This is a genomic window from Thermoactinomyces sp. CICC 10522, assembly GCF_016055075.1.
Lineage (GTDB): Bacteria > Bacillota > Bacilli > Thermoactinomycetales > Thermoactinomycetaceae > Thermoactinomyces_A > Thermoactinomyces_A daqus.
This window is the reverse complement of sequence record NZ_JAECVY010000001.1, coordinates 42144-66565: the sequence shown is the minus strand read 5'-3', so window position 1 is coordinate 66565 and position 24422 is coordinate 42144. Positions and strand designations below refer to the sequence as shown.

The 24422-nt window shown below is 51.4% G+C and carries 32 protein-coding genes; 7 read left to right on the top strand and 25 right to left on the bottom strand.

The genetic code is table 11. From position 1 onward, the window contains the following. Positions 1-75: 75 nt before the first annotated feature. The gene (locus I8U18_RS00395) at positions 76-360 is read right to left on the bottom strand and encodes a YtxH domain-containing protein (protein WP_052153833.1); all 285 of its coding nucleotides are present in this window, start codon (positions 358-360) and stop codon (positions 76-78) included. After that, positions 344-775: a DUF948 domain-containing protein gene (locus I8U18_RS00390; protein WP_160173771.1), complete on the bottom strand. Its 432-nt coding sequence runs from the start codon at positions 773-775 to the stop codon at positions 344-346. The genes I8U18_RS00395 and I8U18_RS00390 overlap by 17 nt, the downstream gene beginning before the upstream one ends. A gap of 287 nt (positions 776-1062) precedes the next feature. On the opposite strand from I8U18_RS00390, the gene I8U18_RS00385 reads away from it, so the two are divergent. After that, positions 1063-2145, top strand: a complete 1083-nt coding sequence (locus I8U18_RS00385) for an isocitrate/isopropylmalate family dehydrogenase (RefSeq protein WP_033099092.1) — start codon at positions 1063-1065, stop codon at positions 2143-2145. Positions 2146-2237: 92 nt separating this feature from the next. Here I8U18_RS00385 and I8U18_RS00380 read toward each other — a convergent pair whose 3' ends face one another. Together I8U18_RS00380 and I8U18_RS00375 are read right to left on the bottom strand one after the other, a co-directional pair. Then, on the bottom strand, positions 2238-2975 hold the full coding sequence (locus tag I8U18_RS00380; RefSeq protein ID WP_033099093.1) for a hypothetical protein: 738 nt from the start codon (positions 2973-2975) through the stop codon (positions 2238-2240). Positions 2976-3316: 341 nt separating this feature from the next. After that, a complete protein-coding gene (locus I8U18_RS00375; RefSeq protein WP_033099094.1) occupies positions 3317-3601 on the bottom strand; it encodes a hypothetical protein in 285 nt (94 codons plus the stop codon). Positions 3602-3779: 178 nt separating this feature from the next. On the opposite strand from I8U18_RS00375, the gene I8U18_RS17965 reads away from it, so the two are divergent. Then, positions 3780-3905 carry a hypothetical protein gene (locus tag I8U18_RS17965; protein ID WP_255517802.1) on the top strand — a complete coding sequence of 42 codons (126 nt, stop codon included), beginning with the start codon at positions 3780-3782 and terminating at the stop codon, positions 3903-3905. Between the two features lie 285 nt (positions 3906-4190). On the opposite strand, the gene I8U18_RS00370 is transcribed toward I8U18_RS17965, so the two are convergent. The 5 genes from I8U18_RS00370 to I8U18_RS00350 all read right to left on the bottom strand — a co-directional run bounded on the left by I8U18_RS00370 (position 4191) and on the right by I8U18_RS00350 (position 7375). After that, positions 4191-4436, bottom strand: coding sequence for a hypothetical protein (locus I8U18_RS00370; RefSeq protein ID WP_033099095.1), 246 nt, complete (start codon positions 4434-4436; stop codon positions 4191-4193). A 44-nt stretch (positions 4437-4480) separates the two neighbouring features. Then, positions 4481-5041: a Myb-like DNA-binding domain-containing protein gene (locus tag I8U18_RS00365; RefSeq protein ID WP_052153834.1), complete on the bottom strand. Its 561-nt coding sequence runs from the start codon at positions 5039-5041 to the stop codon at positions 4481-4483. Positions 5042-5259: 218 nt separating this feature from the next. Next, the gene (locus I8U18_RS00360; protein WP_198064378.1) at positions 5260-5643 is read right to left on the bottom strand and encodes a DUF309 domain-containing protein; all 384 of its coding nucleotides are present in this window, start codon (positions 5641-5643) and stop codon (positions 5260-5262) included. Between the two features lie 256 nt (positions 5644-5899). Further along, positions 5900-6643 carry a tetratricopeptide repeat protein gene (locus I8U18_RS00355; RefSeq protein WP_081943622.1) on the bottom strand — a complete coding sequence of 248 codons (744 nt, stop codon included), beginning with the start codon at positions 6641-6643 and terminating at the stop codon, positions 5900-5902. 231 nt (positions 6644-6874) lie between these two features. Beyond that, entirely contained in the window at positions 6875-7375 is a 501-nt protein-coding gene (locus I8U18_RS00350; RefSeq protein ID WP_198055178.1) for a DUF3907 family protein, read from the bottom strand. Between the two features lie 207 nt (positions 7376-7582). Here I8U18_RS00350 and I8U18_RS00345 point away from each other — a divergent pair, with 207 nt between their 5' ends. After that, complete coding sequence (locus I8U18_RS00345) at positions 7583-8059, top strand: acyl-CoA thioesterase (RefSeq protein WP_033099099.1); 477 nt, start codon at positions 7583-7585, stop codon at positions 8057-8059. 33 nt (positions 8060-8092) lie between these two features. Here the strand turns inward: I8U18_RS00345 and I8U18_RS00340 are convergent, their stop codons facing one another. The 10 genes from I8U18_RS00340 to cobT all read right to left on the bottom strand — a co-directional run bounded on the left by I8U18_RS00340 (position 8093) and on the right by cobT (position 15626). Next, positions 8093-8281, bottom strand: coding sequence for a hypothetical protein (locus I8U18_RS00340; RefSeq protein ID WP_033099100.1), 189 nt, complete (start codon positions 8279-8281; stop codon positions 8093-8095). Positions 8282-8564: 283 nt separating this feature from the next. After that, positions 8565-9002 carry a CoA-binding protein gene (locus I8U18_RS00335; protein WP_198064377.1) on the bottom strand — a complete coding sequence of 146 codons (438 nt, stop codon included), beginning with the start codon at positions 9000-9002 and terminating at the stop codon, positions 8565-8567. After that, the gene (locus I8U18_RS00330) at positions 8983-9705 is read right to left on the bottom strand and encodes a hypothetical protein (protein WP_052153835.1); all 723 of its coding nucleotides are present in this window, start codon (positions 9703-9705) and stop codon (positions 8983-8985) included. The genes I8U18_RS00335 and I8U18_RS00330 overlap by 20 nt, the downstream gene beginning before the upstream one ends. 81 nt (positions 9706-9786) lie before the next feature. Beyond that, positions 9787-10788 (bottom strand): adenosylcobinamide-phosphate synthase CbiB, encoded by a 1002-nt coding sequence (gene cbiB, locus I8U18_RS00325; RefSeq protein WP_052153836.1) that lies wholly within the window; start codon positions 10786-10788, stop codon positions 9787-9789. 19 nt (positions 10789-10807) lie between these two features. Continuing rightward, positions 10808-11500, bottom strand: a complete 693-nt coding sequence (locus I8U18_RS00320) for an adenosylcobinamide amidohydrolase (RefSeq protein ID WP_052153837.1) — start codon at positions 11498-11500, stop codon at positions 10808-10810. Continuing rightward, entirely contained in the window at positions 11500-12111 is a 612-nt protein-coding gene (locus I8U18_RS00315) for a histidine phosphatase family protein (RefSeq protein WP_198064376.1), read from the bottom strand. The genes I8U18_RS00320 and I8U18_RS00315 overlap by 1 nt, the downstream gene beginning before the upstream one ends. Beyond that, positions 12099-12854 carry an adenosylcobinamide-GDP ribazoletransferase gene (gene cobS / locus I8U18_RS00310; protein WP_198064375.1) on the bottom strand — a complete coding sequence of 252 codons (756 nt, stop codon included), beginning with the start codon at positions 12852-12854 and terminating at the stop codon, positions 12099-12101. The genes I8U18_RS00315 and cobS overlap by 13 nt, the downstream gene beginning before the upstream one ends. Continuing rightward, entirely contained in the window at positions 12851-13381 is a 531-nt protein-coding gene (gene cobU / locus I8U18_RS00305; RefSeq protein WP_033099103.1) for a bifunctional adenosylcobinamide kinase/adenosylcobinamide-phosphate guanylyltransferase, read from the bottom strand. Before cobU ends, cobS begins: the two co-directional genes overlap by 4 nt. Positions 13382-13385: 4 nt before the next feature. Further along, entirely contained in the window at positions 13386-14501 is a 1116-nt protein-coding gene (gene cobD, locus I8U18_RS00300; protein WP_033099104.1) for a threonine-phosphate decarboxylase CobD, read from the bottom strand. 75 nt (positions 14502-14576) lie between these two features. Next, positions 14577-15626: a nicotinate-nucleotide--dimethylbenzimidazole phosphoribosyltransferase gene (cobT, locus tag I8U18_RS00295; RefSeq protein WP_033099105.1), complete on the bottom strand. Its 1050-nt coding sequence runs from the start codon at positions 15624-15626 to the stop codon at positions 14577-14579. 224 nt (positions 15627-15850) lie between these two features. Here cobT and leuC point away from each other — a divergent pair, with 224 nt between their 5' ends. Together leuC and leuD are read left to right on the top strand one after the other, a co-directional pair. Next, positions 15851-17290: a 3-isopropylmalate dehydratase large subunit gene (leuC, locus tag I8U18_RS00290; protein WP_198064374.1), complete on the top strand. Its 1440-nt coding sequence runs from the start codon at positions 15851-15853 to the stop codon at positions 17288-17290. Further along, the gene (gene leuD / locus I8U18_RS00285) at positions 17277-17885 is read left to right on the top strand and encodes a 3-isopropylmalate dehydratase small subunit (RefSeq protein WP_198055171.1); all 609 of its coding nucleotides are present in this window, start codon (positions 17277-17279) and stop codon (positions 17883-17885) included. The genes leuC and leuD overlap by 14 nt, the downstream gene beginning before the upstream one ends. 77 nt (positions 17886-17962) lie before the next feature. Here leuD and I8U18_RS00280 read toward each other — a convergent pair whose 3' ends face one another. Further along, positions 17963-19363, bottom strand: coding sequence for an amino acid permease (locus I8U18_RS00280; RefSeq protein WP_033099108.1), 1401 nt, complete (start codon positions 19361-19363; stop codon positions 17963-17965). Positions 19364-19378: 15 nt separating this feature from the next. Further along, positions 19379-19573 carry a YqgQ family protein gene (locus I8U18_RS00275; protein ID WP_033099109.1) on the bottom strand — a complete coding sequence of 65 codons (195 nt, stop codon included), beginning with the start codon at positions 19571-19573 and terminating at the stop codon, positions 19379-19381. A gap of 67 nt (positions 19574-19640) precedes the next feature. On the opposite strand from I8U18_RS00275, the gene I8U18_RS00270 reads away from it, so the two are divergent. Next, positions 19641-20033 (top strand): hypothetical protein, encoded by a 393-nt coding sequence (locus I8U18_RS00270; RefSeq protein ID WP_033099110.1) that lies wholly within the window; start codon positions 19641-19643, stop codon positions 20031-20033. Between the two features lie 28 nt (positions 20034-20061). Here I8U18_RS00270 and I8U18_RS00265 read toward each other — a convergent pair whose 3' ends face one another. Then, positions 20062-20631 carry a biotin transporter BioY gene (locus I8U18_RS00265; RefSeq protein ID WP_033099111.1) on the bottom strand — a complete coding sequence of 190 codons (570 nt, stop codon included), beginning with the start codon at positions 20629-20631 and terminating at the stop codon, positions 20062-20064. Positions 20632-20816: 185 nt separating this feature from the next. Between I8U18_RS00265 and I8U18_RS00260 the strand changes: the two genes are divergently transcribed. Beyond that, positions 20817-21542 (top strand): S1C family serine protease, encoded by a 726-nt coding sequence (locus I8U18_RS00260; RefSeq protein ID WP_198055170.1) that lies wholly within the window; start codon positions 20817-20819, stop codon positions 21540-21542. Positions 21543-21735: 193 nt separating this feature from the next. Here I8U18_RS00260 and sat read toward each other — a convergent pair whose 3' ends face one another. From sat to I8U18_RS00245, 3 genes are read right to left on the bottom strand one after another with little or no spacing between them, the layout of a single operon-like run. Then, entirely contained in the window at positions 21736-22911 is a 1176-nt protein-coding gene (gene sat, locus I8U18_RS00255) for a sulfate adenylyltransferase (protein ID WP_198055169.1), read from the bottom strand. Positions 22912-22924: 13 nt separating this feature from the next. Next, positions 22925-23671 (bottom strand): sulfite exporter TauE/SafE family protein, encoded by a 747-nt coding sequence (locus I8U18_RS00250; RefSeq protein ID WP_052153841.1) that lies wholly within the window; start codon positions 23669-23671, stop codon positions 22925-22927. Further along, complete coding sequence (locus tag I8U18_RS00245; protein ID WP_052153842.1) at positions 23671-24417, bottom strand: phosphoadenylyl-sulfate reductase; 747 nt, start codon at positions 24415-24417, stop codon at positions 23671-23673. Before I8U18_RS00245 ends, I8U18_RS00250 begins: the two co-directional genes overlap by 1 nt. Positions 24418-24422 lie beyond the last annotated feature (5 nt).

Sequence of the window (24422 nt, the reverse complement as noted above, 5' to 3'; positions counted from 1 at the left end):
TCCGTTTGAGAAGAAAAACGGGCTTTGGAACGTGTTCCCCCCTTGCGGAAGGCCATGCTCCAAAGCCCGTTTCATTTATTCTTTTTCCGCTGCAGACGTCTCTTTTGGCTTCAGCGGCAATTCCAGCCATTTGCCGGAAAACTCTATTCCTGCATCACTCGCTTTATCCATCAGGTCTTCCGCCTGATTTTTCACGGTCACATACAGGTCTTTCCCTTTCGCTTTCACTGTTTCAAGATTTTTCCCCAATTCTTCGCGCAGTTCTTTGCCCGTACGCGGCGCGGTTAACAGGGCAACCGCCGCACCGACCAAACCGCCCAGAATGGCCCCCGCCACAAAATATCTACCGTTTTTCGCCATCCAGCTTTCCTCCTCGTTCTCCCTTTTCATACTGATGGTCCTGCCTCCACTTTTTGGCCAGCTCGATTCCGACACCGAGGAGCGCAATCGCATTTCCCCAACGGTTGCGGTTCACCTCTACGCTTTTTAATACACTTGTGGAAGCCTCCTGTAAACTTTTCCCCATTTCCCCCAGTGAATCAAACAGGTGCTCCACCTTTTGCGATTTTTGCCGCACGTCTTCCACCAAAAACCGGACTTCTTTCAGTGTGCGGGACGATTCCTCAACAGTATTTTCCACTTTCCCCTTGAGGTCGGCAAGTGTCTGGTTTACAGACAGCAATGTTTGGGTCAAAGCATTTAATGAACGAATGAGAAAAATAACGAGAATCACGAGCGCTGCCGCGATCACTGCCACACTCACTTCAATAATCACGCGAGAACCTCCTTGCCATTTCTCAGCAATCATTCCTGCCCCCGTTTCGCCCAGGACCGGGGATGAAGGCGGAGGCGAATCCGAAAAATCGAATGACAAATATTCCCTTCGCATCCGCTTGCTTCTTTTTTCATTGTACCGAATAGTCTCCTGCAAGCTCCACCAAAAATGAGGCAAAACTCCAAATCCTCGGGTTAAGTTATTAGTCCGAATCTTCAGCGCTAGTACGATCAATTTGGAAACTGTATAATAGACGGGGAATGTTAAAATGCTTGAGGTGAAAGAATATGGATACGAAATCCGTCGTAGTCATGAAAGGTGACCAAACAGGACAAGAGTTGTTGGACGAAGCATTGCGCGTCCTTGATCCCAATGTGATCGGCTTTGAGATCGATTTTCAAACTTTTGACTTAAGTTTAGAAAATCGCCGAAACACGAAAAATCAAGTTGTTTATGATGCGGCTCAAGCCATGAAACGGGCCGGATTCGGTTTGAAAGCGGCAACAATCACACCGGAGGAAAAAGGGGATGTCGGCAGCCCCAACGCAATTTTGCGCAAGGAAATCGACGGCAAGGTGATTATTCGTACCGGCCGCCGCATTCCAGGAGTTCGCCCTGTGGCCGGAACATTTGCCCCGATTTCCGTCATCCGCATGGCAGTCGGTGATGCCTACGGTGCCAAAGAATGGCGGGAAGGGGAAGGTCTGGATGAAATCGCCTATCGCACCGAAAAAATCGACCGCAAAACCTGCCGCGCCGTGGCCGAATTTGCTTTCCGCCACGCAAAAAAAACCAATGCAAAAGTGTTTGGCGGCCCCAAATATACCGTCAGCCCCGTCTATGAAGGAATGCTCAAGGAAGAAATGGATGAGGCAGCCAAACGTTATCCTGAAGTTCGTTACGAGCCGCAACTGATTGATGCCACCTATGCGCTTCTCATCAACAATTCCGGTGAATCCCTGGTAATTCCTGCACTCAATCGCGATGGTGACTGCCTCAGCGACCTCGTTCTGCAAATGTTTGGAACGATCGCCGGCTCAGAATCGATTTTGATGAGTTTTAATGAAGATTTCAATTCTCAAGTCGTTATGGCTGAAGCTCCCCATGGCACCGCCCCGTCCTTGTTTGGCAAAAATGTCGCCAACCCGATGGCGATGATCCTGGCCGCTGCTTCCCTGCTCACTTATTTCAATGATCCCAAAGCAACCGCCGCTTCCCGCGCCATCTACGAATCCGTGATCGAAAGCGTGCGAGAAGGCGTCCGCACTGCCGATCTGGGCGGAAGCTCCACCACAACCGAATTTACCAACGAAGTGATCAGCAAAGTGCAGACCAAACTGGAAGTATGGACTACCTTGCAAGGATTTTAAGCCGTCAAAAGATAACGCCCGGAGGTACAGCAGGTTGTACCTTTGGGCGTTATTTCATGAAAGTGCACAGTGATACGAATGTTCATGTCTTTTCACGCCGGGTTCTTTTCCCATTGCTGCCGCCACTGTTTGATCTCTTTGCGGAAAACGGACTTCAGTTTTTTATATTCCGCCTTCAGCTTGGCCTGATCGATCTGCAGAACTTGTTCAACCTCTTTCCATGACTTTTTTTCTTCTTTCAATTTCAGCACTTCTTCATAAGATTTTCCACTTGCTTTGGACAAAACGGCAGCTTTGACAGCCCCGGGCAAACCGAGCCGGGAATGGTAGAGTGCCTGTTGAATCTCCGCCGGGGTGCGGCCCAGATAATCGGCCAGAATCTCAAAAGCGACAGCCGGATGGTTTTTCAGCCATTTCGCTGCGTGTGCGCGCGGAAACCACTTATGCAGCTCCTGCACCACCGCTCTCCGGTCCAAATGATAAACGGACAGCACCTCTTTCCAATTCTGCTTCTGTTTCATCGTTTGCAGCACTTGATCGAGCGGTTGGCGGCTCAGTTTTGCAATTACACCGGCAATGGCCAGCTTTCCGGGCTTCACCTGGTAGGTGGCCATCAATTGTTTTACCTGTGCAACATCCATTCCCAACTGTTTCGCGACGATTTCCTCCGCTTTTTCCCGGTGAGTTCCCTGCAGTTGCTGTGTCTGACCGCTCTCGCCAAGGATTTGCTTTTTCACCTGCGCAAAACTGACTTGATGGACGCCAAAAGCGATGCCCCCGATCAGCCCCAGAACGGCAGCCGTTCCGATCAGCTTTTTCAATGAAAGCATCGATGCTCTCCTCCTTTTTCCTAATTCGGCGATATTCTACTAGCATAACCGAAAACGATGACAAAAATTGGACAGCATCGTGACCGGATGAAGAAACGGGAAAGGCCGGCGCGAAACAAGTGTCTTTTCCACACTCGCCGGCGACGGAAATTTTTTCGCCGTGCAATTGGGCGGCTGTTTGCCGATGGAAAAGACGGACCCCGTTTCTCAAAAGCCCGCCTACTTCTAATCCGCTCTAACGAAAATCGAGGAGAAGAGGGGCAGGCGTCCCCGGAATGGTAACTGACTCACAGGAAAAGGCCCTGTCCCGGATCGGGAGGGCCTCGCTTGCTTCAAGCCTGCTATTTTTTCTTGCGCGGAACTTTCTTTTTCCCCTGCAGAATGTCCATCCCCAGCGAAGGATCAGCCCTGATGGAATCTGCAAATTGTTTTAATTCCTTAAAATCAACATCGGCTCGGGTCACTTTCATCAGATATTCCAATACCGCGTTCATTCCGCCGCGGTCATGAGCTCTCTTTGCTCCGGCCAAAATCTGTTCCATTTGCTGTTCAGTCAATACACGCTGTCCCATGACAGAATTGATCATCTGCACCAAATCTTTTACCGTGATTTCATTTCCGGCCAATCAGATCCCCTCCTATTAAGGCAACTCTGTACACCTTATGTAAAGAGAGGCGGTGCAGTCCGGGGCAAAAGCCCTGCCAACAAGCCCAAAAGAGGAGAAACGGGTACCAACCCAACACTTTTTTTGCGGGAAAGGTATAGGATTTTACTAACCAGTCGGCAGAAAGGGTTGAAGCAGAATGGGTTACAAACCCGTGCAAGTAAAGGCCGCCGTTTTCCGTCCGCCCGTCATTTCCCCATGGCTGAATCTGCTGCTGTTTTTGCTGGTCATTCCCACGATTTTTGTCTTTGTCGCCAATCTTTGAAACGCAGGCAGGGGAGGCCTTTGTACCCTTGGCATAGTCATAAACCGCGATTCCCGGTTGAAGGTGCATTGAAAGGAGCGGCTTTTACTGTTGCGGTTTCGGCCGAAGCTTCTCAATCAACGCAACCGGAAGAAACGCGCGGCATTGGTGACGAAGGCGACGGAAACAAAGAGCACCCTGACCCGTCGGACTTCCGATTCAGGAATTTGCCAACAAGCTGAGTGCCCCCGCTCCGGAGGGCACTTTCTTAATACCAAAAAAACATGAGCCTTACCCGTTTCAGGCTCATTTTTCTTCATTCGGTTTGGAACCGGCGCCGATGGACTGAATCAAAAGATGGTCTTGCTCCTTGCTGAGCAAATGAACCAATAACTGGTATTCCTCCAATAGCATGAGTTCAAAAAACTTGAAGTCTTGCTTTATTTTCCGGTTTTCCTTAATCAATTGTTCCAGCTGGCTTTGCACCTTTTCCATCTGTTCTTCGAGGCGAGACAACCGAGAGTCCAAGCATTCTGTCAGCCGGTCAGGCAAAACCCGCACCTCTTTCTGCCTTAGAACTTAAGAAGCACTTTATCTTATGTTGTGATTCCTTCTTCGTTATCGGCTTTCACCTGAAGGCGTTTGTCATTTTTCAGTTCAAACGGGATCTCTGCCTGTTCTTTCACGGAAGAGATCAAACGGATGAGATGCTGGTATTTATCTTTCACTTCCTGCTGATACCATTGATAAGAGTTCATTTCCTCCCGCAGTTTTTTATTTTCTTCCCTCAATTCTTTCTCCTGTTTCCGCTTGCTCTCCACTTTTTCAGACAGCGATTTCACTTCTGCTTTCAGTCTGCTGCCCTCTTTTTCCATCTGCTTTATAAGGGGAATCAACTGCGATATGCTTTGGGGGGAATTGGCGCGTTTTTGTTGCAATTGGCGGTAGACACGCTTCTTTTTTGCCTCTGTATAGGAAAGCGGATCTTTTTGCCGCAGGACGGCGTTCCAACGAAACCCGCAGGCTCCGGGCGTGCGGCCCAATTTTTTTCCGATTTTTTCAAACGCCTCAACCTGCGTGCCTCCATTGATAATAGTCTGGAGTACACATTCTTTTAACAGTTGATCTTCTTCAGCTGTCCAGCCCCGCCCTTTCATCCATCCTCCTCCTCTCCGCTGATGATGCTCCTACACATTTTCTATATTCATTATTTAGTCGGAGAAGGAGGTTTTTATGATAACACATCATAAAAAATATTCATTTTGGATAGACCTGCATCGGTGAAAGTTTGTTGCTGACTGATCGCTGAGTCATCCTTTCCTCAGGCGCTTCACTCCGCTTCGGGCTTTGTTCCAACTCTTCCTCACAGGGTTCGCTAATTGGAATTTACCTCCCGAACATCAGGCAGCGGACAAACCGGTATTTCTTTCAACAGCGCATCATCGGGCGGCAGTTTTTCCACTCCATCCGGAAGCACCTCCAGACAGAGGTTCAACCAATCCAGAACCCGATCGACCAAAACACCATCTTTTTCGGGAGCAAACGGCGAAAGGTATTTGATGGCACTGGTCGCCAGTTTTCTGGCTCCGCGCACTTTTCCTCTGTTGAGTTGATGCATGATGGCCGCAATTTGGATCAAACCGTGATAAAAGTCATTGTGACGCTGTGATTGCCACAATTCTTCCAAAACTTCGTGCGCTTCCCAATATTCCCCCCGGTGATAATGAATAAAAAATAATTGATAGAGATTGTGAGCCATCGCTTTTATTCAAACCTCCGTTCACATTCCATTTTTAATCAGCATAACAGAAACCCGGGAAAAAGAAAAAAGACCAGGTTTACCTGGTCACATGAAAGAGGGTCAAGATTAAGGAGTTAAAAAGAAGCGTGGTAGCGTAAGCAAGAAGGTCAACCTTACTTACACGAACATTTTAACACGCTCCCCGAAATTTGTCGATATCATGTCGATGATCGTTTTCAAACTTTTTCAAGTTTGGCGGTCTAATCCAACAGTTTTAAATTACCCAACGCTTCCAAAACAGGAAAATCCGGGGTGTGTTCGTCGCTTTAAGCACCTCGGTGAATTCTGAGCGTATCACTTTGTTTTTCGGGTCCATCCTCAGCGCCAATTTCAATTGCCGCGCCGCTTCCTCGTACTTTTTCATCTCGATGAACACTTTTGCTTTGCGTTGATGGTACAAGGGGTTGGCCCGATAGTAGTGAGCTGCCAGTTCCAAGTGCAAAAGAGCTTGTCCGGTTTTTCCGCGTAAAAGGTAAATTTCCGCCATCAGCGTGTGAGCAATTGAGTCTTTGGGGTCCAGTTCCAGACAGCGAAACAACAAATTTTGCGCCAGGGTGATCGTATCCGTATGGCTCATCAAGTAGCGCGCATACTCACGGTAAGCCTTGGCAAAGCGGGTATGTACCCGCACACACGCCTGATAAAGCGATGCAGCTTCTTTCAGGTCGTTTTGCGCCTCACAAATTTGCGCCAACAGGAGCATGGCATCAGCATGCTGAGGCTCCAGCTTGAGCGCTTCCTCAACGGCTGCTTGCGCCCGGTGCCAATATCCTTTGCGCGCCTCCAAAATGGACAGCACCAGATAATATTCGACTCTCGGGTCATTTTTGAGCAATCGCTCTATGCGGGCGCGATTCCGCCGATAGCTGCCTGACGCAAGTCTTTTCCCTTGAGGTTCAGCAATAAAATCCGCCTCAATGATCGGCCCCGCCACCATACAGTTCCCCCTTTTTCCCATCTCTCTCTATCCTTTTTCTGTAAAATTTTGCTGCTTGCCGGGTCGTGGTGTCCCCCCAGACCTCCCCATGTTCACTGAGGGGGGCACCACTCCAATCCATTGCTTAAGTCTATCCTGGGGTTCTGTCGTCAAGTCATTGCTTGTTCATGAATAATTATTCATTCATTGACGAAAAACAACCCCCCGGAAACAGAGGACGAAACAGGGTTTGTTTGCCAAACAAACACAACCTTATCGGGATTGCAAACGGATGCGCGTGATATAATCCGTTTCATAATAGTCCAACTCATCTCTCAAAGCTTCGAAGATCTTGGACAGGGAAACCGTGATTTTCCGCAAAGCTTCGGGAGGTGTTTGTCGGAATTTGATCGCATCCATCTGAGTATATGTGTAACGGCCGTCTTCCTCATATACCTCGTGCTTCGGATAATAAAAGGCATAAATGCATGAATGGACGATTTCACTCAGCACTTTTTCCGCAAACTCGTGATTGAACTTGGCTCGCCGCAAAACGAGGCTCACCTTCTCATACCCGAGTTCGCAAGCGACACTCAAATGCCTTAAATCCTGCAGGTATTCACAGATATAGGCCTCTTGTGCGGAATCATTTTCTTTTTCCCCCAGCAGCATGGGCACATGGGTATAATTAAGAAAATGATTCAGCTCTTCTTTCGCTTCTTTTAATTTGTCTTTTACGAAAACACATAATTGTCTCGTCTGCTCTGCCGGCATCAAAAAGACCCCCCTTGGACCAGGACTAGCCCCCTTCATTTCCACTTTTAGTATATCATATGAAGTATTTAATTTCTGCATTTAATTTCGACGTTTTTCTCATAAAATTACAGGAATAAAATCATATTTATAAATGAATTTATTTATATAATAATATTGTTTGTACCAACATTTTCTTTAACGACATGTTAATGGAGGTTCAGATCCATGATTCCTGCATGGCTACCAGAAGACCCAAATCAATGGGTTGATTCTTTTCGCTTTTTCACCCCGGTTCAAGTCCGGTTCTCCGATACCGATATGCTCGGACACATCAACAACGTCAGTTATTTCAGCTATTTTGAGCATGGGCGGATCGCCTATTTCGAGGAGTTGAATCTAACCGATAGGATGTTCGATCTCCATTCGGAACACAGCGGAATCATTGTGGCTGCAAGTTTGGAGTGCCAGTATCTGCGGCAGGTACACTTTGGGCAAAAGGTGAACCTCGGGGTTCGCATCAGTCGCATCGGCAACAGCAGCATGGATTTTGAATATGCCCTGCTGGCCGATGACCAACTGGCAGCTGCCGGTCGCGGAACGGTCGTTTATATTAACCCGAAAACCGGAAAAAGCCAGCCTCTCCCGGAAGAGATCAAACAGGCGATTCGCGAATTCGAAAACTCGGCCACCAACGTACATTAATAAGGAAGACCCGGGCTCTCCGGGCCTTCCCTGTTAATGGTACCATTTATCTCCGTGATGATAAGCGATCGTCTGTGCGACAATGCGGCTGATATCGTCCCTGTTTATATTGGAAAGCTCACCGTGAACCAAAACGCTGGCATCCAGTTCAGCTTCTGTCAACAATTCATACAACTCGGGGGAAACTGCCAATACCAATTGAGATAACCTCAATGTTTGCATTTTGACTCACCTCAATCAGCTGAATTTGCCACAACTGTAAGGGGAAAAACCCGCTGTTTGCTTTTTCATTATGCCACATCTTTCGCTAAAAATCTATTTTTTTCGACAAATCGAAACACAATCTCCTATATAAAAATCTGGCGGATATTATTTTTGTTCGGCGCAACCCCTGCGCAGTCAAAGAAAAAAGTCCGGCTATTCCACCGGACTCGGGGGCTGATCACCAAACCAAGTTTTCAAAATACAGGAAATATCAAAAATGAGTGCAGGACGGCTTACAGACTCAGCCTTCCCGGGCGGACCGTTTCCCCAGCAGAATGGCATGATCCACTTTAATACAACGGTCCATGATCACGATCAGTCCATTTTCAGCGGCCAGCTCCGCCGCTTCTTCATTCCAGACTCCGATCTGCATCCAGATCGCTTTTGCCCGGACTTTGACGGCTTCCTCCGCGATCGGAAACACCTCTTCACTTCGGCGAAACACATTGACAATATCGATCGGCTCGTTGATCTCGCTCAGTGAGCGATAGGGCTTTTCTCCCAAAACCGGACCGGTCAGATAAGGATTGACCTGAAAAATGCGATATCCCGCATCCTGCAATGCCGCAGCGATCAGATAGCTCGTTCGTTCAGGTTTATCCGAGCATCCCACCACAGCGATATTTTTCGCCTCTTTCAGCAATTTTGCCCTCTCTGCATCAGTCGGATTCTGAAACATTTTCCTGCTCCTCTCCATTCTTCTCTTGTGTCAGCCAGTCGATCCCCATTCGCTGCTTCATATTCTGCACAAAAGAAGGCAGGGAAAACGCATTTCCCCCCTGATTGAAATAAGCTCTTTTTACTCTTTCCATCAGCCATTTGGGAATCTTTCGCCCACGGATATAGGGATAACAGACATAATAAGCTTCCACCAGATGTTCCCAGCGCCGGTCCCGACCCGGTTCCATATACTCGGACACATCGATCAGCTTGGCGCGCCCCTTTTGCAACAACACATTTTTCAAATGAATATCGCGGGGATTGAGACCCTGGCAGCGCGCGCAATCAACTGCCTCTTCGACGTCGCGGATCACCTGCTCCGGAATCACGATCCCCAGTTCCAAGCATTCATACAAGGTCGGGCCGCTTTCATGGCTGAGGATGAGATAATGATCCCCGTATCCGTAACAGCGGGCATAAAAGGGGCAATTCCCCAGTTTTTGATAAACCGTCCACTCTTTTTCTTTTTTATGAATCCGGTCCTTTGCATACACTTTAAACACAATACCCGGAAATTCCGGATGGGATACGACAATCGCATCCGTTCCCCGTCCGATCTCGTGAAAAACAGGCGGAACGCTTTTAACCGCCACCAATTCATTTTCAGGTGAAGCAACAATCTGAATGCGCTTCAGCTCCTGTTCCACGTCGCCGCGGAGCAATGTTCCTCCTGTTTGAAAAATAGCGGATCCACTCCTTTGAGGGCTTTCCCTTCCTATTTGCATTCTTGCTTGTATTTACCCCTAAAAAGGTGGGATCATGCATGACTGAAAAAACATTTTTTTCCAAACAAGGACAATTTCGCAACAACCGGCGATGAAAAGCACCGTCGTCCACCACATCATGCGCACTGCCAACTTCAGATGCACCCGTTTTTTCGGTTGCCGGGGGTCACCAAGCCGGGCGCGAACTGAAACCTTCCCCTGATAGGTATTGGTTCCCCCGAGTTGAATATTCAACGCCCCTGCCATCAAGGATTCAGGAATGCCGCTGTTGGGGCTGGGGTGCAGATGAGCATCGCGCCGGACCACGCGCCAACCGGAACGGAAATCGAGGCGCAAACAAAAAGCAGCTGCCAGCATGGGGATAACGGTCAGGCGGGCGGGCAGCCAGTTGGCCAGATCGTCAAGCCGGGCCGAAGCCCAGCCCAGATCGATGTACTTTTCATTTCGATAGCCCACCATCGCGTCCAGGGTGTTGACTGCCCGGTAGGCAAAGGCGAGCGGGGCTCCGCCGATCAGCGCATAAAACAAAGGTGAAATCACTGCATCGACAATATTTTCCGCCACCGTTTCCACCCCTCCGCGGACGATTTCATCACAGTCGAGATGCTCCGTATCCCGTCCGACCACCATCGCCAGTTCCCGGCGGGCCTTTTCCACATCTCCCTCCGCCAGCGCCCGGAAGATTTGATTCCCCGCGTCAGCCAGCCCTTTCGGCGCGATCGTCAGCCAAACCAAGACGATTTCACTCACCAGTCCGGCCAGCGGGCTCCAACCATCACACAGTTTTGTGATCCCCCATGCCAGTCCGTAGGTTCCTCCGGCAATCACCAGTGGAAACAGCAACCCGAGCAGGCGGACTTTCCGGCCGGTAACGGCAAGGCGGGAAATCAGGCGGAGAAGCCCTTTTTCCAGCCATGTGATACAGCGGCCGATCCCGGCGACGGGGTGGGGAAGCCAGCGGGGGTCCCCGAACATCAGTTCAAGCAGAAAAGCTCCGCAAATGATCCATATTTTCTCCATCCCGATCCTCTTTCTCCCCTTATCCTCCCGAACCGGCCACCGCCTGGCGAACGGATGCGGACACAGCCTGTCCAATCGCATTGCCGAGCGGTGTAGTCACTCCCGCATACACATGAGTATAACCGGCCAGTTCCATTTGCGTGGCGGCAATGATGACCGCATCAGTCGTTGTTCCTGTCGCCTGTTTTCCATGTGCATCCTTTACATGCAAATCCTGCAGGGCGGCCGCTTTCGCTTCCGTCGCCGTCATCACGGCATTGATCATGGCGGCTGCCGTCATCTTTCCATCGATCACGATCATCAAATTAATCGTTCCGGGTCTTAAGTCAGAATGATGCCAAAAAACGGGATACGCCTCTCCCGCCCGTGCGGCATTGCTCACACCGGCAGTAGCAAAAACAGCGAGGCGAAACGTTTTTTCTTCGATTACCCGCAGGCAGCCGCGATCAATATCGGCTGCGGTAAGCAACACAACCGACTCTTCGGGATCCAAGTTGCTGCGCAAAAGCCACCCGGCGATTTCCCCTTCCGGATCAGAAGCGGCATAGCTCAGCGGCACATGGCGGTTAATCAGGCGAAGCGCCGTTTTTTTCTCCCCTCCGTACACCGCGCTCGACAGTACGGTCAGCGGCCTTTCGGAGGCAACCATCACCCGCTCCGGCGTTTGCTCCCATGTCAATAACCAGCTTCCGTTTTGAAACAACTTTTGCATTATGACTCCTCCGCCCCGTTTCCGGCAAAAATCCGCTCGATTTCCCATCGCTCCTCTTTCACGGCAACCCATGCACCGGCATGAGGAATCTCCAGCCGCCAAAACTGATCCCAATCGCGAAAGACATGTTTCGCCAAAAACCAGCGGATCGGGCCACCATGGGAAAAGACGGCCGCCGTTTTCCCGACTGTTTTTTGTTCCGCTTCCTCCAGCCATGCAGTTAAACGCCGATCCAAATCCCTCAGGCTCTCCCCCTGCGGCGGAGCATGCCGGAACGGATCCCCCAGCCATTTTTGCAAGAGCTCCGGCTCCCGTTCGGCGATCTCCCGGTAGGTCCATCCTTCCCACCGCCCAAATGAGCACTCCCGCAAGTCCGGCGTGATTTCCATCGGGGCATTAGGCCAATGTTTGGCACAAAACCGGGCTGTTTCCCGACAGCGCCGCAAATCGCTCACATACATGATCTCCACGTCGAGATGGGCAAGGGAACGGGCCAGTCGCCCTGCCTGCTCAATGCCGCTGCCGTTTAAAGGCTCATCCAGATGCCCGATATATCTTTTCGCCCGGTTGGCCTCCGTTTCACCATGCCGAATCCAGATCAGACGAACCATTTTTCCACCCCCCTGAGCGACAGAATCAACAGCAGGCAAACTTCCGTGAGCTCAATCATGGCGCCATACAGATCTCCGGTGCAGCCGCCGATCCGCCGCTTGGCGACCAGACCGATGCCCCCGCTGACCAACAGTGCGACGACAGATAAAACGACACCCGGCCAGCCGAGCAAAATCACAGCCGGCAGCAAACAGCAAATCCAGGCGAACAGCATCCTGATCCAGGTTAAATGTTCTTTCATTCCGACTCCGATCCCGTCCTCGCGAATGTAGGGAAAAAAGAAAATCCCCCAGACCGCTCCCATTCGCCCCAGGGCACAGGCAACAACCAGGACGGATCGAAACAGTGAGGCCGGTCCCTGGGCCAGCGTCCAAACCGCTGCCGCTTTGAACAGGATCAAAAGAACGCCGGCAATCATCCCCATCGCACCAATGCGGGAATCTTTCATAATCGCCAGCATCCGTTCGCGATCCCGGTGGGAGCCAAAGCCGTCAGCGGTATCCATCAATCCGTCGAGATGCAATCCCCCCGTCATAAAAATCCAGACAGCCGTATCGATGAGGGCCCGGAGCGGCGGCGAAAACCAGCGGGCAACCAAAAAATCGATCACGGCCAGGAAAGCGCCCAATCCCACTCCGACCACCGGATACCACATCGCGCTTTTTTCCCAGCCCTCCGATTTCAATCGAACAGGAACCGGAAACCGGGTCAAAAAAGCGACGGCATGCCAAAAAGCGTTCATCCTTTCACCTTCCACGGAATTCCCGAAATAACCATCCAGACTTCATCTGCCTGCTCCGCCACCATTTGATTCACGGTTCCCAACGCGTCCTGAAATTGCCGGGTGACCGGGTGCATCGCCACGCCGCCCAGCCCCACTTCATCCGTGACCACAATCGCGTTTCGCGTTTTGAGCAAAGCGAGCCACTCTCCCGCCTCTTCGATGATCCGTCCGATGGCGTTTTTTTGTCCCGATTCCCCACCATGCCGTTCCAGGCGATTGCTCACCCAAGCGGTGATGCTGTCGAGCAGGATCATTTTTTCAGCCGGAATTCCGGCCAGCGCCCCGGCCAAATGATGGGGTTCCTCCAGCACTTCCCAATCCGCGGGCCTTCTCAGCTGATGGTTTGCGATGCGCGCCTTCATTTCCGCATCTGCCGGCTCACAGGTGGCCAAATAAATCACTTCCTCCCCTCTCTGCCTGCAAAGCGTCTCGGCAAAGGCGCTTTTCCCCGAGCGCACGCCCCCGGTTACCAGAACTAGTCTCATGTTCTCACCCCTCTTGCAAAAGCTCTCCCAACGCCTGAACCAACACCTGATTATCTTCTCTTTTTTTCACGGCGATCCGGAAATACCGCTCATCCAGTCCCGGATACATCGAACAATCCCGAATTAAAATCCCCCGTTTTCCCAGTTGCTGCTGAAGCTGTTCCGACGTCCTCCCGCGGATCGTCCGGATGAGCAAATAATTGGCCTCTCCCGGATAAACCTCGAGTGAAGCGAAACGGCGCAAGGCTTGGCAGAGAAACTTCCGTTCCGCCACGAGCCGGCGCCGCACCTCATCGACGTAGCCATGATAAAAATCCGGATCAGCCACCGCACAGCCGATACGATCCGCCAAACCGCTGACACTCCAGCATACTTGCATCCGTTTCATCCGGCGAATCAGATTCTCACCGGCAACTGCATACCCCAGTCGCAATCCGGGAAGAGCAAACATTTTCGTCAACGATCGCAGGACAGCAACATGCGGGAAACGGGAGAGGCGGGAGATGAACGAACGCGTTTCGCCCTGATCAACGAAATCGATGAACGCTTCATCAATCGCCAGTATCGTACCAAAGCGCTCTGCCAGCAGGGCCAACTCTTCCAATTGCCCTTCCGTGATGAAATGCCCGGAAGGATTGTTGGGCCTCCCGAGAAAGAGCAGTTCCACATCCCGGATCAATGTTTCCATCTCTTCTGTTTTTGGGAGAAAGTCCTGCTCCCAGCCGGTAATCACACTTTGGACGGGGATCTCTCTTTTCTGCGCCGCCAGGCGATATTCGGAAAAAGCCGGTTCCACCACGCCGACGCGCTTTGGCTTTAACGCCGCAACCAAAAGATCAATCAGTTCGGCTGCTCCGTTTCCGGGCAAGACCATCTCTTCGCTTACCCGGTGCAAACGGGCCAGCTTTTTCCTAAGCAGGCGCAGATCCGGATCGGGATAAACGGCGATCGCCGGCAAACCCGGTTCCCGAAGCACCTTCTCCATCGTCTCCATCACGACGGACGGAGGGCCGAACGGGTTGATATTGGAACTGAAATCAACAAAATCTCTCTGACAGCCAAACATCTCTGCGGCGGTGAGCAGATCGCCGCCATGGCCAAAACGCTCCAGTTTAGCCAAATGACACACTCCCTCTTTTTCCGATGCGATCGATATTGTGTCATGAATCCACCCTTTGCCTCTTGACCAATCACCTCAATCAGGTTCAGGAAGCCCGAGATCGGCAAAGGTGGCCATCCGCTCGGCGAGAGCCACGGCCGCATCGAACAGCGGGAAGGCCAGTGATGCGCCGCTCGCCTCCCCAAGCCTCATCTCTGCGGTGATCAACGGTGTCAGCTGCAAACGATTCAGCAGGATGCGGTGGGCGGGTTCAGCCGAGAGGTGGGATGCGAACAGATAAGACTTCACCTCCGGTTCCATTTCAACGGCGATCGCCGCAGCCACTGTGGAAATCAGGCCATCCATGACAGCAGCCATCCTCATTTGTGCCGCTCCGAGGTATAAACCGACCATGCCGGCAATCTCCAGCCCTCCTACACAAATCAGCGCTTCCATCGCATTCCCGGGTTGATGCAGAGCCAATGCCTGCCGGATCACCTCTTGTTTGCGCACCAGATTTTCATCGGTAATCCCTGTTCCCCGTCCGGTCAACGCCCCGACATCCTTTCCGGTAAGGGCAGCCGCCAGCGCTGAAGCCGAAGTTGTATTGCCGATGCCCATCTCACCGGGGGCGATGAGGCGAACTCCCTGCCCGCCCAGTTGATGCGCCAGCCGCACTCCGACCTCAACCGCTTGGATCACTTCAGAGACGGTCATCGCCGGCTCTTCCAGAAAATTGCGGGTTCCTTTGCGAACTTTACAATCGATCACCCCTTCCGGCACCGGTTCCAGCAAACTGCCGAGGTCGGCCACAATCACAGTGGCCCTGGCCAGCTCTGCAAGCACATTGACCGCCGCTTTGCCGCGAAGGAAATTTTCCATCATCAATCCGGTCACTTCTTGTGGATAGGCGCTCACTCCAGCCTGAGCAACTCCATGATCCCCGCACATCACAACGACGGCCTTTTTCCTGATATCCGGAATCGTCTCACCCGTGATTCCCGCCAGGCGAATAAAAATCTCTTCCAACATCCCGAGGCTCCCCACGGGCTTGGTTAACGAGCGCACCCGTTTGCGGGCCGCTTCTTCCATTTCCACATCCAAATCGGGTATCTCCCGCAAGCGCCACCACTTTTTCTCTCCCACAGCGATTCCTCTTTTCCTGTAAATATTCTTAGTTTTAAATAGCATGATTCTTCCCTTTATTATGTAGGCCAATCTGCCTGCTCCTCAACCTGTTTTTTCTCCCCTGACGAAAATTTACTATTGAAACAGGATGCAATTTTGTTAAAATAGTCTTCAATTATAACTTTTTCGCCAATCTAAATGGTTGATTCTGCTGAGCTGAGAAAAAAGTTGAGGTGAGCCTGATGAAACCACGGACGATGTTTGAAAAGATTTGGGAACGTCATGTGATTGAACAGCAGGAAGGAAAGCCTGCCATTCTGTACATCGATCTTCATCTCATCCATGAGGTCACGTCTCCCCAGGCATTTGAAGGTTTGCGCATGGCCGGGCGAAAAGTGCGCCGCCCCGATTTGACCATCGCCACGATGGATCACAATGTCCCCACAACCGACCGCCGTCTGCCGATCACCGATCCCATCGCCAAAAAGCAAATGGAAACATTGGCGAAAAACTGCGAGGAATTTGGAATCCCGTTGTTTGATCTGCACCATGAGCGCCAAGGGATCGTTCATGTGATCGGCCCCGAACTCGGACTTACCGTTCCCGGAAAAACGATTGTCTGCGGTGACAGCCATACCTCCACCCACGGAGCATTTGGCGCGCTCGCCTTCGGGATCGGCACGAGTGAGGTGGAGCATGTATTGGCAACGCAATGCCTCCAGCAATTGAAACCCAAAACGATGCGGGTTCACTTCCGGGGAAATCTCCCGCCGGGAGTGACGGCCAAGGATGCCATTCTCGCCTTGATCGCGGAAATCGGCACGGACGGAGCGACCGGCCACGTGATCGAATATACGGGAGAAACGATCCGGAACATGTCGATGGAGGAAAGAATGACCGTCTGCAACATGTCGATCGAGGCAGGCGCCCGAGCCGGCATGATCGCTCCGGATGAGACGACGTTCTCCTACTTGCGCGGACGCCCCTTTGCTCCGTCAGGTGAAGCATTTGAGCGGGCGGTGGAAGAGTGGAAGCAACTGTGTACCGATGAAGGTGCCGTTTTTGACAGTTATGTCGAAATCGATGCCGGAAAAATCGCTCCGCAAGTTACGTGGGGAACCAGTCCGGGAATGGGAACCGATATTACCCAATGCGTCCCCGATCCCGCCTCGTTTGCGACGGAAACGGAACAGAAAGCGGCCCGATTGGCCCTTGAGTATATGGGACTTACCCCGGGGGTTCCGATCAGCGAAATCAAAATCGATCGTGTTTTCATCGGTTCCTGCACCAACTCGCGCATTGAAGACCTGCGCGCCGCAGCCCGGGTAGTCAAAGGTTATAAGGTGGCCCCACACGTCCATGCAATGGTTGTGCCCGGCTCGCAGCTGGTCAAACAGCAAGCCGAAGCAGAAGGATTGGACAAAATATTTACGCAGGCGGGATTTGAATGGCGCGAAGCGGGTTGCAGCATGTGTCTGGCGATGAACCCCGATACCCTGAAGCCGGGAGAACGCTGTGCTTCCACCTCCAACCGGAACTTTGAAGGACGGCAAGGGCGCGGGGGGAGAACACACCTCGTCTCGCCGGCTATGGCCGCTGCAGCTGCGATCGCCGGACATTTTGTCGATGTGCGGGAATGGAAATACCGGGATCAGGAGGATGGGATTTATGCAACCACTTAAACAACACCGCGGAATTGTCGCCCCGTTGGACCGGGCGAATGTCGATACGGATGCGATTATCCCCAAGCAATTTCTGAAACGGATCGAACGGAGCGGATTTGGCCGGTTTCTCTTTTACGACTGGCGTTTTGACGAAAATGGAAACCCAGACCCCTCATTTGTTCTCAATCAACCGGAATACCAAAACAGCAGCATCTTGCTCGCCCGCAAGAACTTCGGTTGCGGTTCTTCCCGCGAACATGCCCCCTGGGCTCTCAATGACTTCGGAATCCGCGTCGTCATCGCTCCTTCCTTCGCCGACATCTTCTATAACAACTGCTTTAAAAACGGGATGCTCCCGGTCAAACTCAGCGAAGAACAGGTGGAAACGTTGTTTGAACGCGCCAGGAAACAGACAGGTTACCAGCTGACGGTCGATTTGGAAGAACAGCGCGTTTACGACGACAGCGGACTTTCTTATTCGTTTGCCATCGATTCCTATCGTCGCTATTGTCTGCTTGAGGGATTGGATGATATCGGCATCACTTTGCAATCGGAAGCGAAAATCGCCGCTTATGAGCGGAACCTGCCGGCCTTCTATTCGGCAAAACTTTAGCAGAAACCGTAAAAAAGCCCCGGGCTCCAAGTGATTTCACTTATCTGCCCAGGGCTTTGATTTCAGAGTCGGAAACATTACGGCTGATGTTCTTTTGCCAACTTACTGTTTCTCTTTCCATAGCCAAAGTAAATAATCAAACCGATCACCAGCCAGATCACAAACCGCTCCCAGGTAACGGCCGGGAGTTTGATGATCAGCCAGATGGAGAATAAAATGCCGACGATGGGGGTAAATGGAACCCAGGGAGTACGGAAAGTGCGTTCCAGGTTCGGCTGTCTCTTCCTCAGCACAATGATCGAGCTGCAAATCAGAATAAAGGCTGACAGCGTTCCGATATTGACCAATTCCGCCACCTCTGCAATCGGAGTAAGCCCGGCCACAAACGCCGTCAACACACCCAAAATCAGGGTCGGGCGATAAGGTGTCTGGAAGCGCGGATGGATTTTGGCAAACCATCCAGGCAACAACCCATCACGGCTCATCGCAAACCAGATGCGCGCCGCAGCCAGCATGAAGGAGAAGAGCACACTCAAAATCCCGGCCACCGCAGCAACGGAGATGATGACCGTCACCCACTTAAGTCCGAGTGCGGCAAATGCGTGGGCCACCGGAGCCGCGTTGTTAAGCGTCGAATATTTGGCGATTCCCGTCAAAACCAATGACATTCCCGCATACAAAATCAGTGCGACCACCAGAGACAGCACAACTGCACGCGGCAAATCGCGCTGCGGGTTTTTCGCTTCTTCGGCCGCTGTTGTCAGCGTGTCGTAACCGAACACGGCGAAAAAGACCAGCGACGCTCCGCTGACGACTCCTCCAAATCCAAACGGCATAAAAGGATGCCACAGCTCCGGTTTCACATAAAAGGCACCGATGCCGATGATCACGACGATAATCGCCAGCTTGATCGCCACCATGATGTTGTTGAAGCGCGCTCCTTCCTTTACTCCGAGCGTCAGAAGACCCGCAATCCCCAAGCTGATGATAAAAGCAAATAAGTCAAAATGATGCCCTGCGCCGGTTCCGGGTGCTCCTTGCGCCCATACAGGCAAATGAAGGCCAAACTGCTCCAGTATCGAATTAAAATAGCCCGACCAGCCAATCGCCACCACGGAAACGACCAAAGCATACTCCAACAGCAGATCCCAACCGATCATCCACGCGGCAAATTCACCGAGCACTGCATAACTATACGTATAGGCACTTCCGGCAACGGGAATCAATCCGGAAAATTCTGCATAACAGAGCGCAGCTGCCGCACTGGCCAGTCCGGCGATGATAAATGACACAATAACCGCGGGGCCCGCATGTTTCGCCGCTGCAACACCGGTCAGAACAAATATTCCGACACCGATAATTCCACCCAACCCGATCGCTGTCAGGGTGGGCAACGATAATACCCTTTTTAAACCGGTTGATTTCAATCCTTCCTGTTGCAGCTGTTTCAGCGATTTCCTTCTTGTAAGCGCATTCAAAAATATTTACCTCCTTTATCCCTTGCCCGACTGAAGCCGCCTTTGCAAGATTAAGGCCGCCTTGAGATAGGTCTCGGAATCGATGGCCCCGATCTCCTTCAATTCTCTGATCTCGTCCTGCATCAACTCGAGATCTCCCTGGCGATCGCCGGTGTAAATCACCGTCCCAAACCTTTTCAATAACTTCTGAATATCAGTTACAGTTTCCATAAATGTCCCTTCCCATTTCATGATACAATAAATTTTAGCATAAATAAAATGAAAGGTGCATATTCTTATGTTTCATTCCGATTTTATTCCCATCAAAGGCCTGGCCGGCCATTTGCTTTTTTCGCAGACAAAAAAAAATTGGAAAGCGACGCTGACCACGAGAGAAATGGTTTTTCAAAAACCGCATCTCTCTTACTATATTCTGTTGAGTGATATTATCGGCCTTATGCCTTATTCTCTTCCACAAATGAACCAAATGCACAAGCCGGAATGGCCAATTGAAATCGAAAGACATGGAAAGCAATATTACAAGCTTTCCGTAGCCCGGTTAAACATCATCAACCGGCACGGGGTACATTCCATCGGAGCAACTGATCTGGTCGTTCCCATGAATGACCGCTTTTTACAGTTTATCCAAAGTCATACCGATCTCATCCCGCTTGCGGTCGATAAAAAATAAGCGCCCCGGATGCAGGGCGCTGCCGCACTCATAATACAGATTGTCCCCGTCCGGGCCTTAACGCGGGCAATGCCCGGTAAACCGCGGATGCCACGGGAGAGGCCACCACAGCTTTTACCAGATCGCCCGGCAGGAAAATAAACAGGGAAGTGATGAAGGTTTTCATGTTTAATGGCAGATGCAGATAAGAGACAACCCACGTGAATCCTACCAAATGAATGAAGGCAACCCCTCCGACAACGTGTGCCACCATTAATTTCCAAACACTGTCTCCCCATCGTTCAATGATCCAGCCGATCAAAAACGCAGCAAACGGCCAACTGATAATATATCCGCCGGTCGGGCCGAGCAAGTGGGCGATTCCTCCCCCGCCTCCGCTCAAGACCGGTGCCCCGACAGCTGCGAGTAAAATAAAAACAACCATGCTGATAAACCCTCGTCTGGCTCCCAACACGGACCCGGCCAGCATCACCACCAGCGTTTGCAACGTGATCGGCACAGGCCCGACCGGAATGGAAAACATTCCGCTGATGGCGAGCAGTGCGACAAACATGGCCATCCATGTCATGTCACGTACGCGTAAAACCGATTTTGTCATGATTCCTATCCCCTTATTGATTCATGATGTCCAACTAAAGTGTAAAATCTTGGCTGTTTAATGTCAACTTAAAATAAAAATTAGGTTTACAAACCCCAGGTTCCTCCACGCCCGCCCGGTCTTCTCCTGTCTCTCCGGCATAAGATATAGCGCCCTTGATCTGTCAGGGCGGGGGAGTGATGAAGATGTCCCGAGGAAAACTGCGCGTTTATCGAGGTGGAACCCAGATTGCCTCCATGCATCCGGCCAACGTCTTTGTCTCCGTCTTCCGGCGCATAAAAAAGAGCATCGTTTCCATTGAAGCCGACCGCCGCCTGACAACCGGATCACTGCAAAGGAACCTGTTCGACTTTCTGTTTCCCGAAACCCATGACTTCCAAGCGAATCGGGAAGGACAGTTCGGTTCCGGATTTGTCATCCATCCGAAAGGATATATTTTAACCAATGAACATGTGATCCACCAGGCATCCCGCATCCGAGTCAAAGTGGAAGGAATCAAACACCCGTTGCCGGCCACACCGATTTGGGCTGATGAAAGAAAGGATTTGGCAGTGATCCGCATTCCCTTGCCCCATCCGCTGAAACCGCTGCCGCTCGGCACATCGGCAAATACCCAGGTGGGGGAATGGGTGCTGGCAGTGGGCAATCCATACGGTTTGGAACAGACCGTCACCGTCGGCGTAATCAGTGGAAAAAACAGACCTCTGCGCGTGGGCAACCGTTCATATGAAAATGTCGTGCAGACGGATGCAGCCATCAACCCCGGCAACAGCGGCGGGCCACTGGTCAACATATTGGGAGAAGTGATCGGAATCAATACATTGATCATTTATCCCTCACAATGCATCGGATTTGCCATTCCAATCGAGGATGTCCGTCCCCACATCCAGCGTTTTCTGGCACGGCCCTGAAAAAAACGAAGGCGAGAAAGGAGTTATCCTTCCTCGCCGTCAGCATGTTGACAAAATCCCTAAACGTAAGTTCGCCGGGCCGGGTGCTTTTTCTTTGCTCCCGGTTCCTTCGTCACAAAGGTCGCTGCAGAAAAAACACCCATCCCCTCCTATTGAATTTTGTCATCATCCTTCTCGCCTTTTTCATGTCCCCTTACAAGCTCGTTTTCGCTTTTTCCCTCATTCCTTCGATTAACACCTTCACCACTTCCGGACGGGAGAATTCCGGAGGCGGATAAATGCCTTCGCTCAACATTTGGCGCACTTTTGTCCCGGACAGAATGACCCGGTCTTCATCGCTGTGGGGGCAGGTTTTGTAGGAAGCCATTCCCGCACATTTTTTGCAATAGAAGCTGTGTTCAAAAAAGAGAGGGGTAATCCCCAGTTCCGTTTCGGTAAATTGGGTGAAAATTTTTTGGGAATCATAAGTTCCGTAATAATTCCCCACTCCGGCGTGATCCCGTCCGACAATAAAATGGGTACACCCGTAATTTTTGCGGGCGAGCGCATGAAAGATCGCCTCACGCGGTCCGGCATAGCGCATGGCCGCCGGATAGACGCCAAACAGAACCCGATCCTGCGGATAGTAATGCTTTAAAATCACTTCATAGCTTTTGACACGGACATCCGCAGGAATATCATCTGCCTTCGTTTCCCCGACCAACGGATGCAAAAACAAAGCATCAACCGTTTCCAGGGCGCATTTTTGCAGATATTCATGGGCGCGGTGCACCGGATTGCGGGTTTGGAATCCGACCACTTTGCGCCAGCCGCGTTCGATAAACATCTGTCTCGTCTCCGCGGGATCATACGTATATCGGGCAAATCGGCCGCGGTCCGGGCGATTGACAAGCCAGATGTCACCGCCAAGGTAATACGGAGACTGTCGCAATAACCGGGCCACCCCCGGATGTTTCTCATCATCCGTGCGATATACCTTGCGCGCCTCTTCCCGTTGGTCCACCCGGTAAAGGCTGTGGACTTCCTGTACGGCAATCACCGTTCCTTCCGAATCAGTCAACGTCACATAATCCGCTTTTTTGATTTCTTCGACCTTTTCTTCCGGCACCGGTAGGGTGATCGGGATGCTCCAAACCGTTCCATCACTTAAACGCATCGAATCCCGGACCGATTTGTAATCCTCTTCGGACAAAAAGCCCGTGAGAGGCGAAAAGACCCCTGTCGCGATGCATGCCAAGTCTGACAGTGTCACTTTTGATACGGTGATTTGCGGAAAAGAAGCCGCCCGCTCCAGCCATTCCTGCTTCTTTTCTCCTTCCAGGATGCGATTGATTAAACGTCCGCCGTGAGGGGCGATTGTATATTCCATGACGCTTCTCCTTTCATATCATTTTAATGCCGGTGATGAACAGGACGAGAATAATCAAAAAACGCAGCCATAGATCGGGAACCTTTAAGGTAAGACGTCCCCCGATGAGAATGCCCGGAATCGACCCGAGCAGCAGCCACAGCACAAATGAAACATCCACATGCCCAAACGAAGCATGCACCAGACCCGCGCTCAATGTCAGAAAAAAAGCATGAACGACATCCGTTCCAACCAATTTCGAGGCCGTCAGGCCCGTGCTGGATAGCAGGACGACCATAAACATGGAACCGCTTCCCACCGAGGTAAGACCCACCAGGAGTCCGCCGGCCAGCCCCACCAGGGTGAGCGGGGCGTTAAAGCGGATTTTCGGGCCATTTTTCCGGTTCAGCAAAAGTTGCGCAAACATCAGAATCGCCACAAAAACAAAGGTAAAACCGATCACTCTTCCCAAAACATCTTCAACCGGAAATGGTGTGAGCCGCTTGAGCAATTGGATCAGCCACACACCGATGATTCCGCCCGGAATACTGCCGATCGCCAGCTTTCGGACAATCTGCCAATCCAGTGTTTTTTGCTGGATATGTTGCCAGCTTCCAACCGCTTTTGTCACCGCTGCATAAATCAAATCCGTTCCAACGGCCATGGTGGGCGAAAAACCATAAAAGAGAATGAGGAGCGGAGTCATTAATAATCCGCCGCCCATCCCGGTCAACCCTACCAGCAAACCGACGACAAAACCGGTGAAAACGATGGAAATCATCAGCGTACCGGGCTGTTATGAAGCCCGCATTCCGTTTTGTCTAAACCTGCCCAGCGTCCGGCACGCGGATCTTCTCCCGGTTTGACGGGACGCGTGCAAGGCTGGCAGCCAATGCTGGGATACGATTGATCATGCAGTTTATTGTACGGAATGTCATTGCTGTAAATATATTCCCAAACTTGCGCATTGGTCCAATAAGCAAGCGGATTGATCTTAACCAGGCCAAACGCCCGATCCCACTCGACCACTTCGGTATGGGCCCTGGTTGGGGACTGCTCACGCCGGATCCCCGTGATCCAGCCTTGATATCCGCGCAAAAATTGTTTGAGCGGCTCCACCTTCCGAATGCGGCAGCACTGGTCGGGATTCACTTTCCACAATTCATCCCCGTATTTTTCCGCCTGCTCCTCCAGTGTAAGCGCCGGGGATACGCGGATAAAGTCTTTCTGGTAACGCTCTTTCAACCGATCGCGCACCTCATAAGTTTCTGCAAAGTGAAGATCGGTATCCAAATAGAAAATATCCACGTCTTTATCCACTTTTAACAGCATATCCACCAGGGCCACATCTTCCGCCCCGAAGCTGCAGGCCAATGTGATCCCGGAAACGCCCACTTGTTCAATGCCAAAGCGAATGATCTCAATCGGATGTTCATTTTTCAACTGATGAGCTGCTTCCTGCAAAAATTCGAGTTTAGCCTGTTCGGACTCGACCAAAACCGATGACTTTCCGTTTTGATTAGCCATACGAC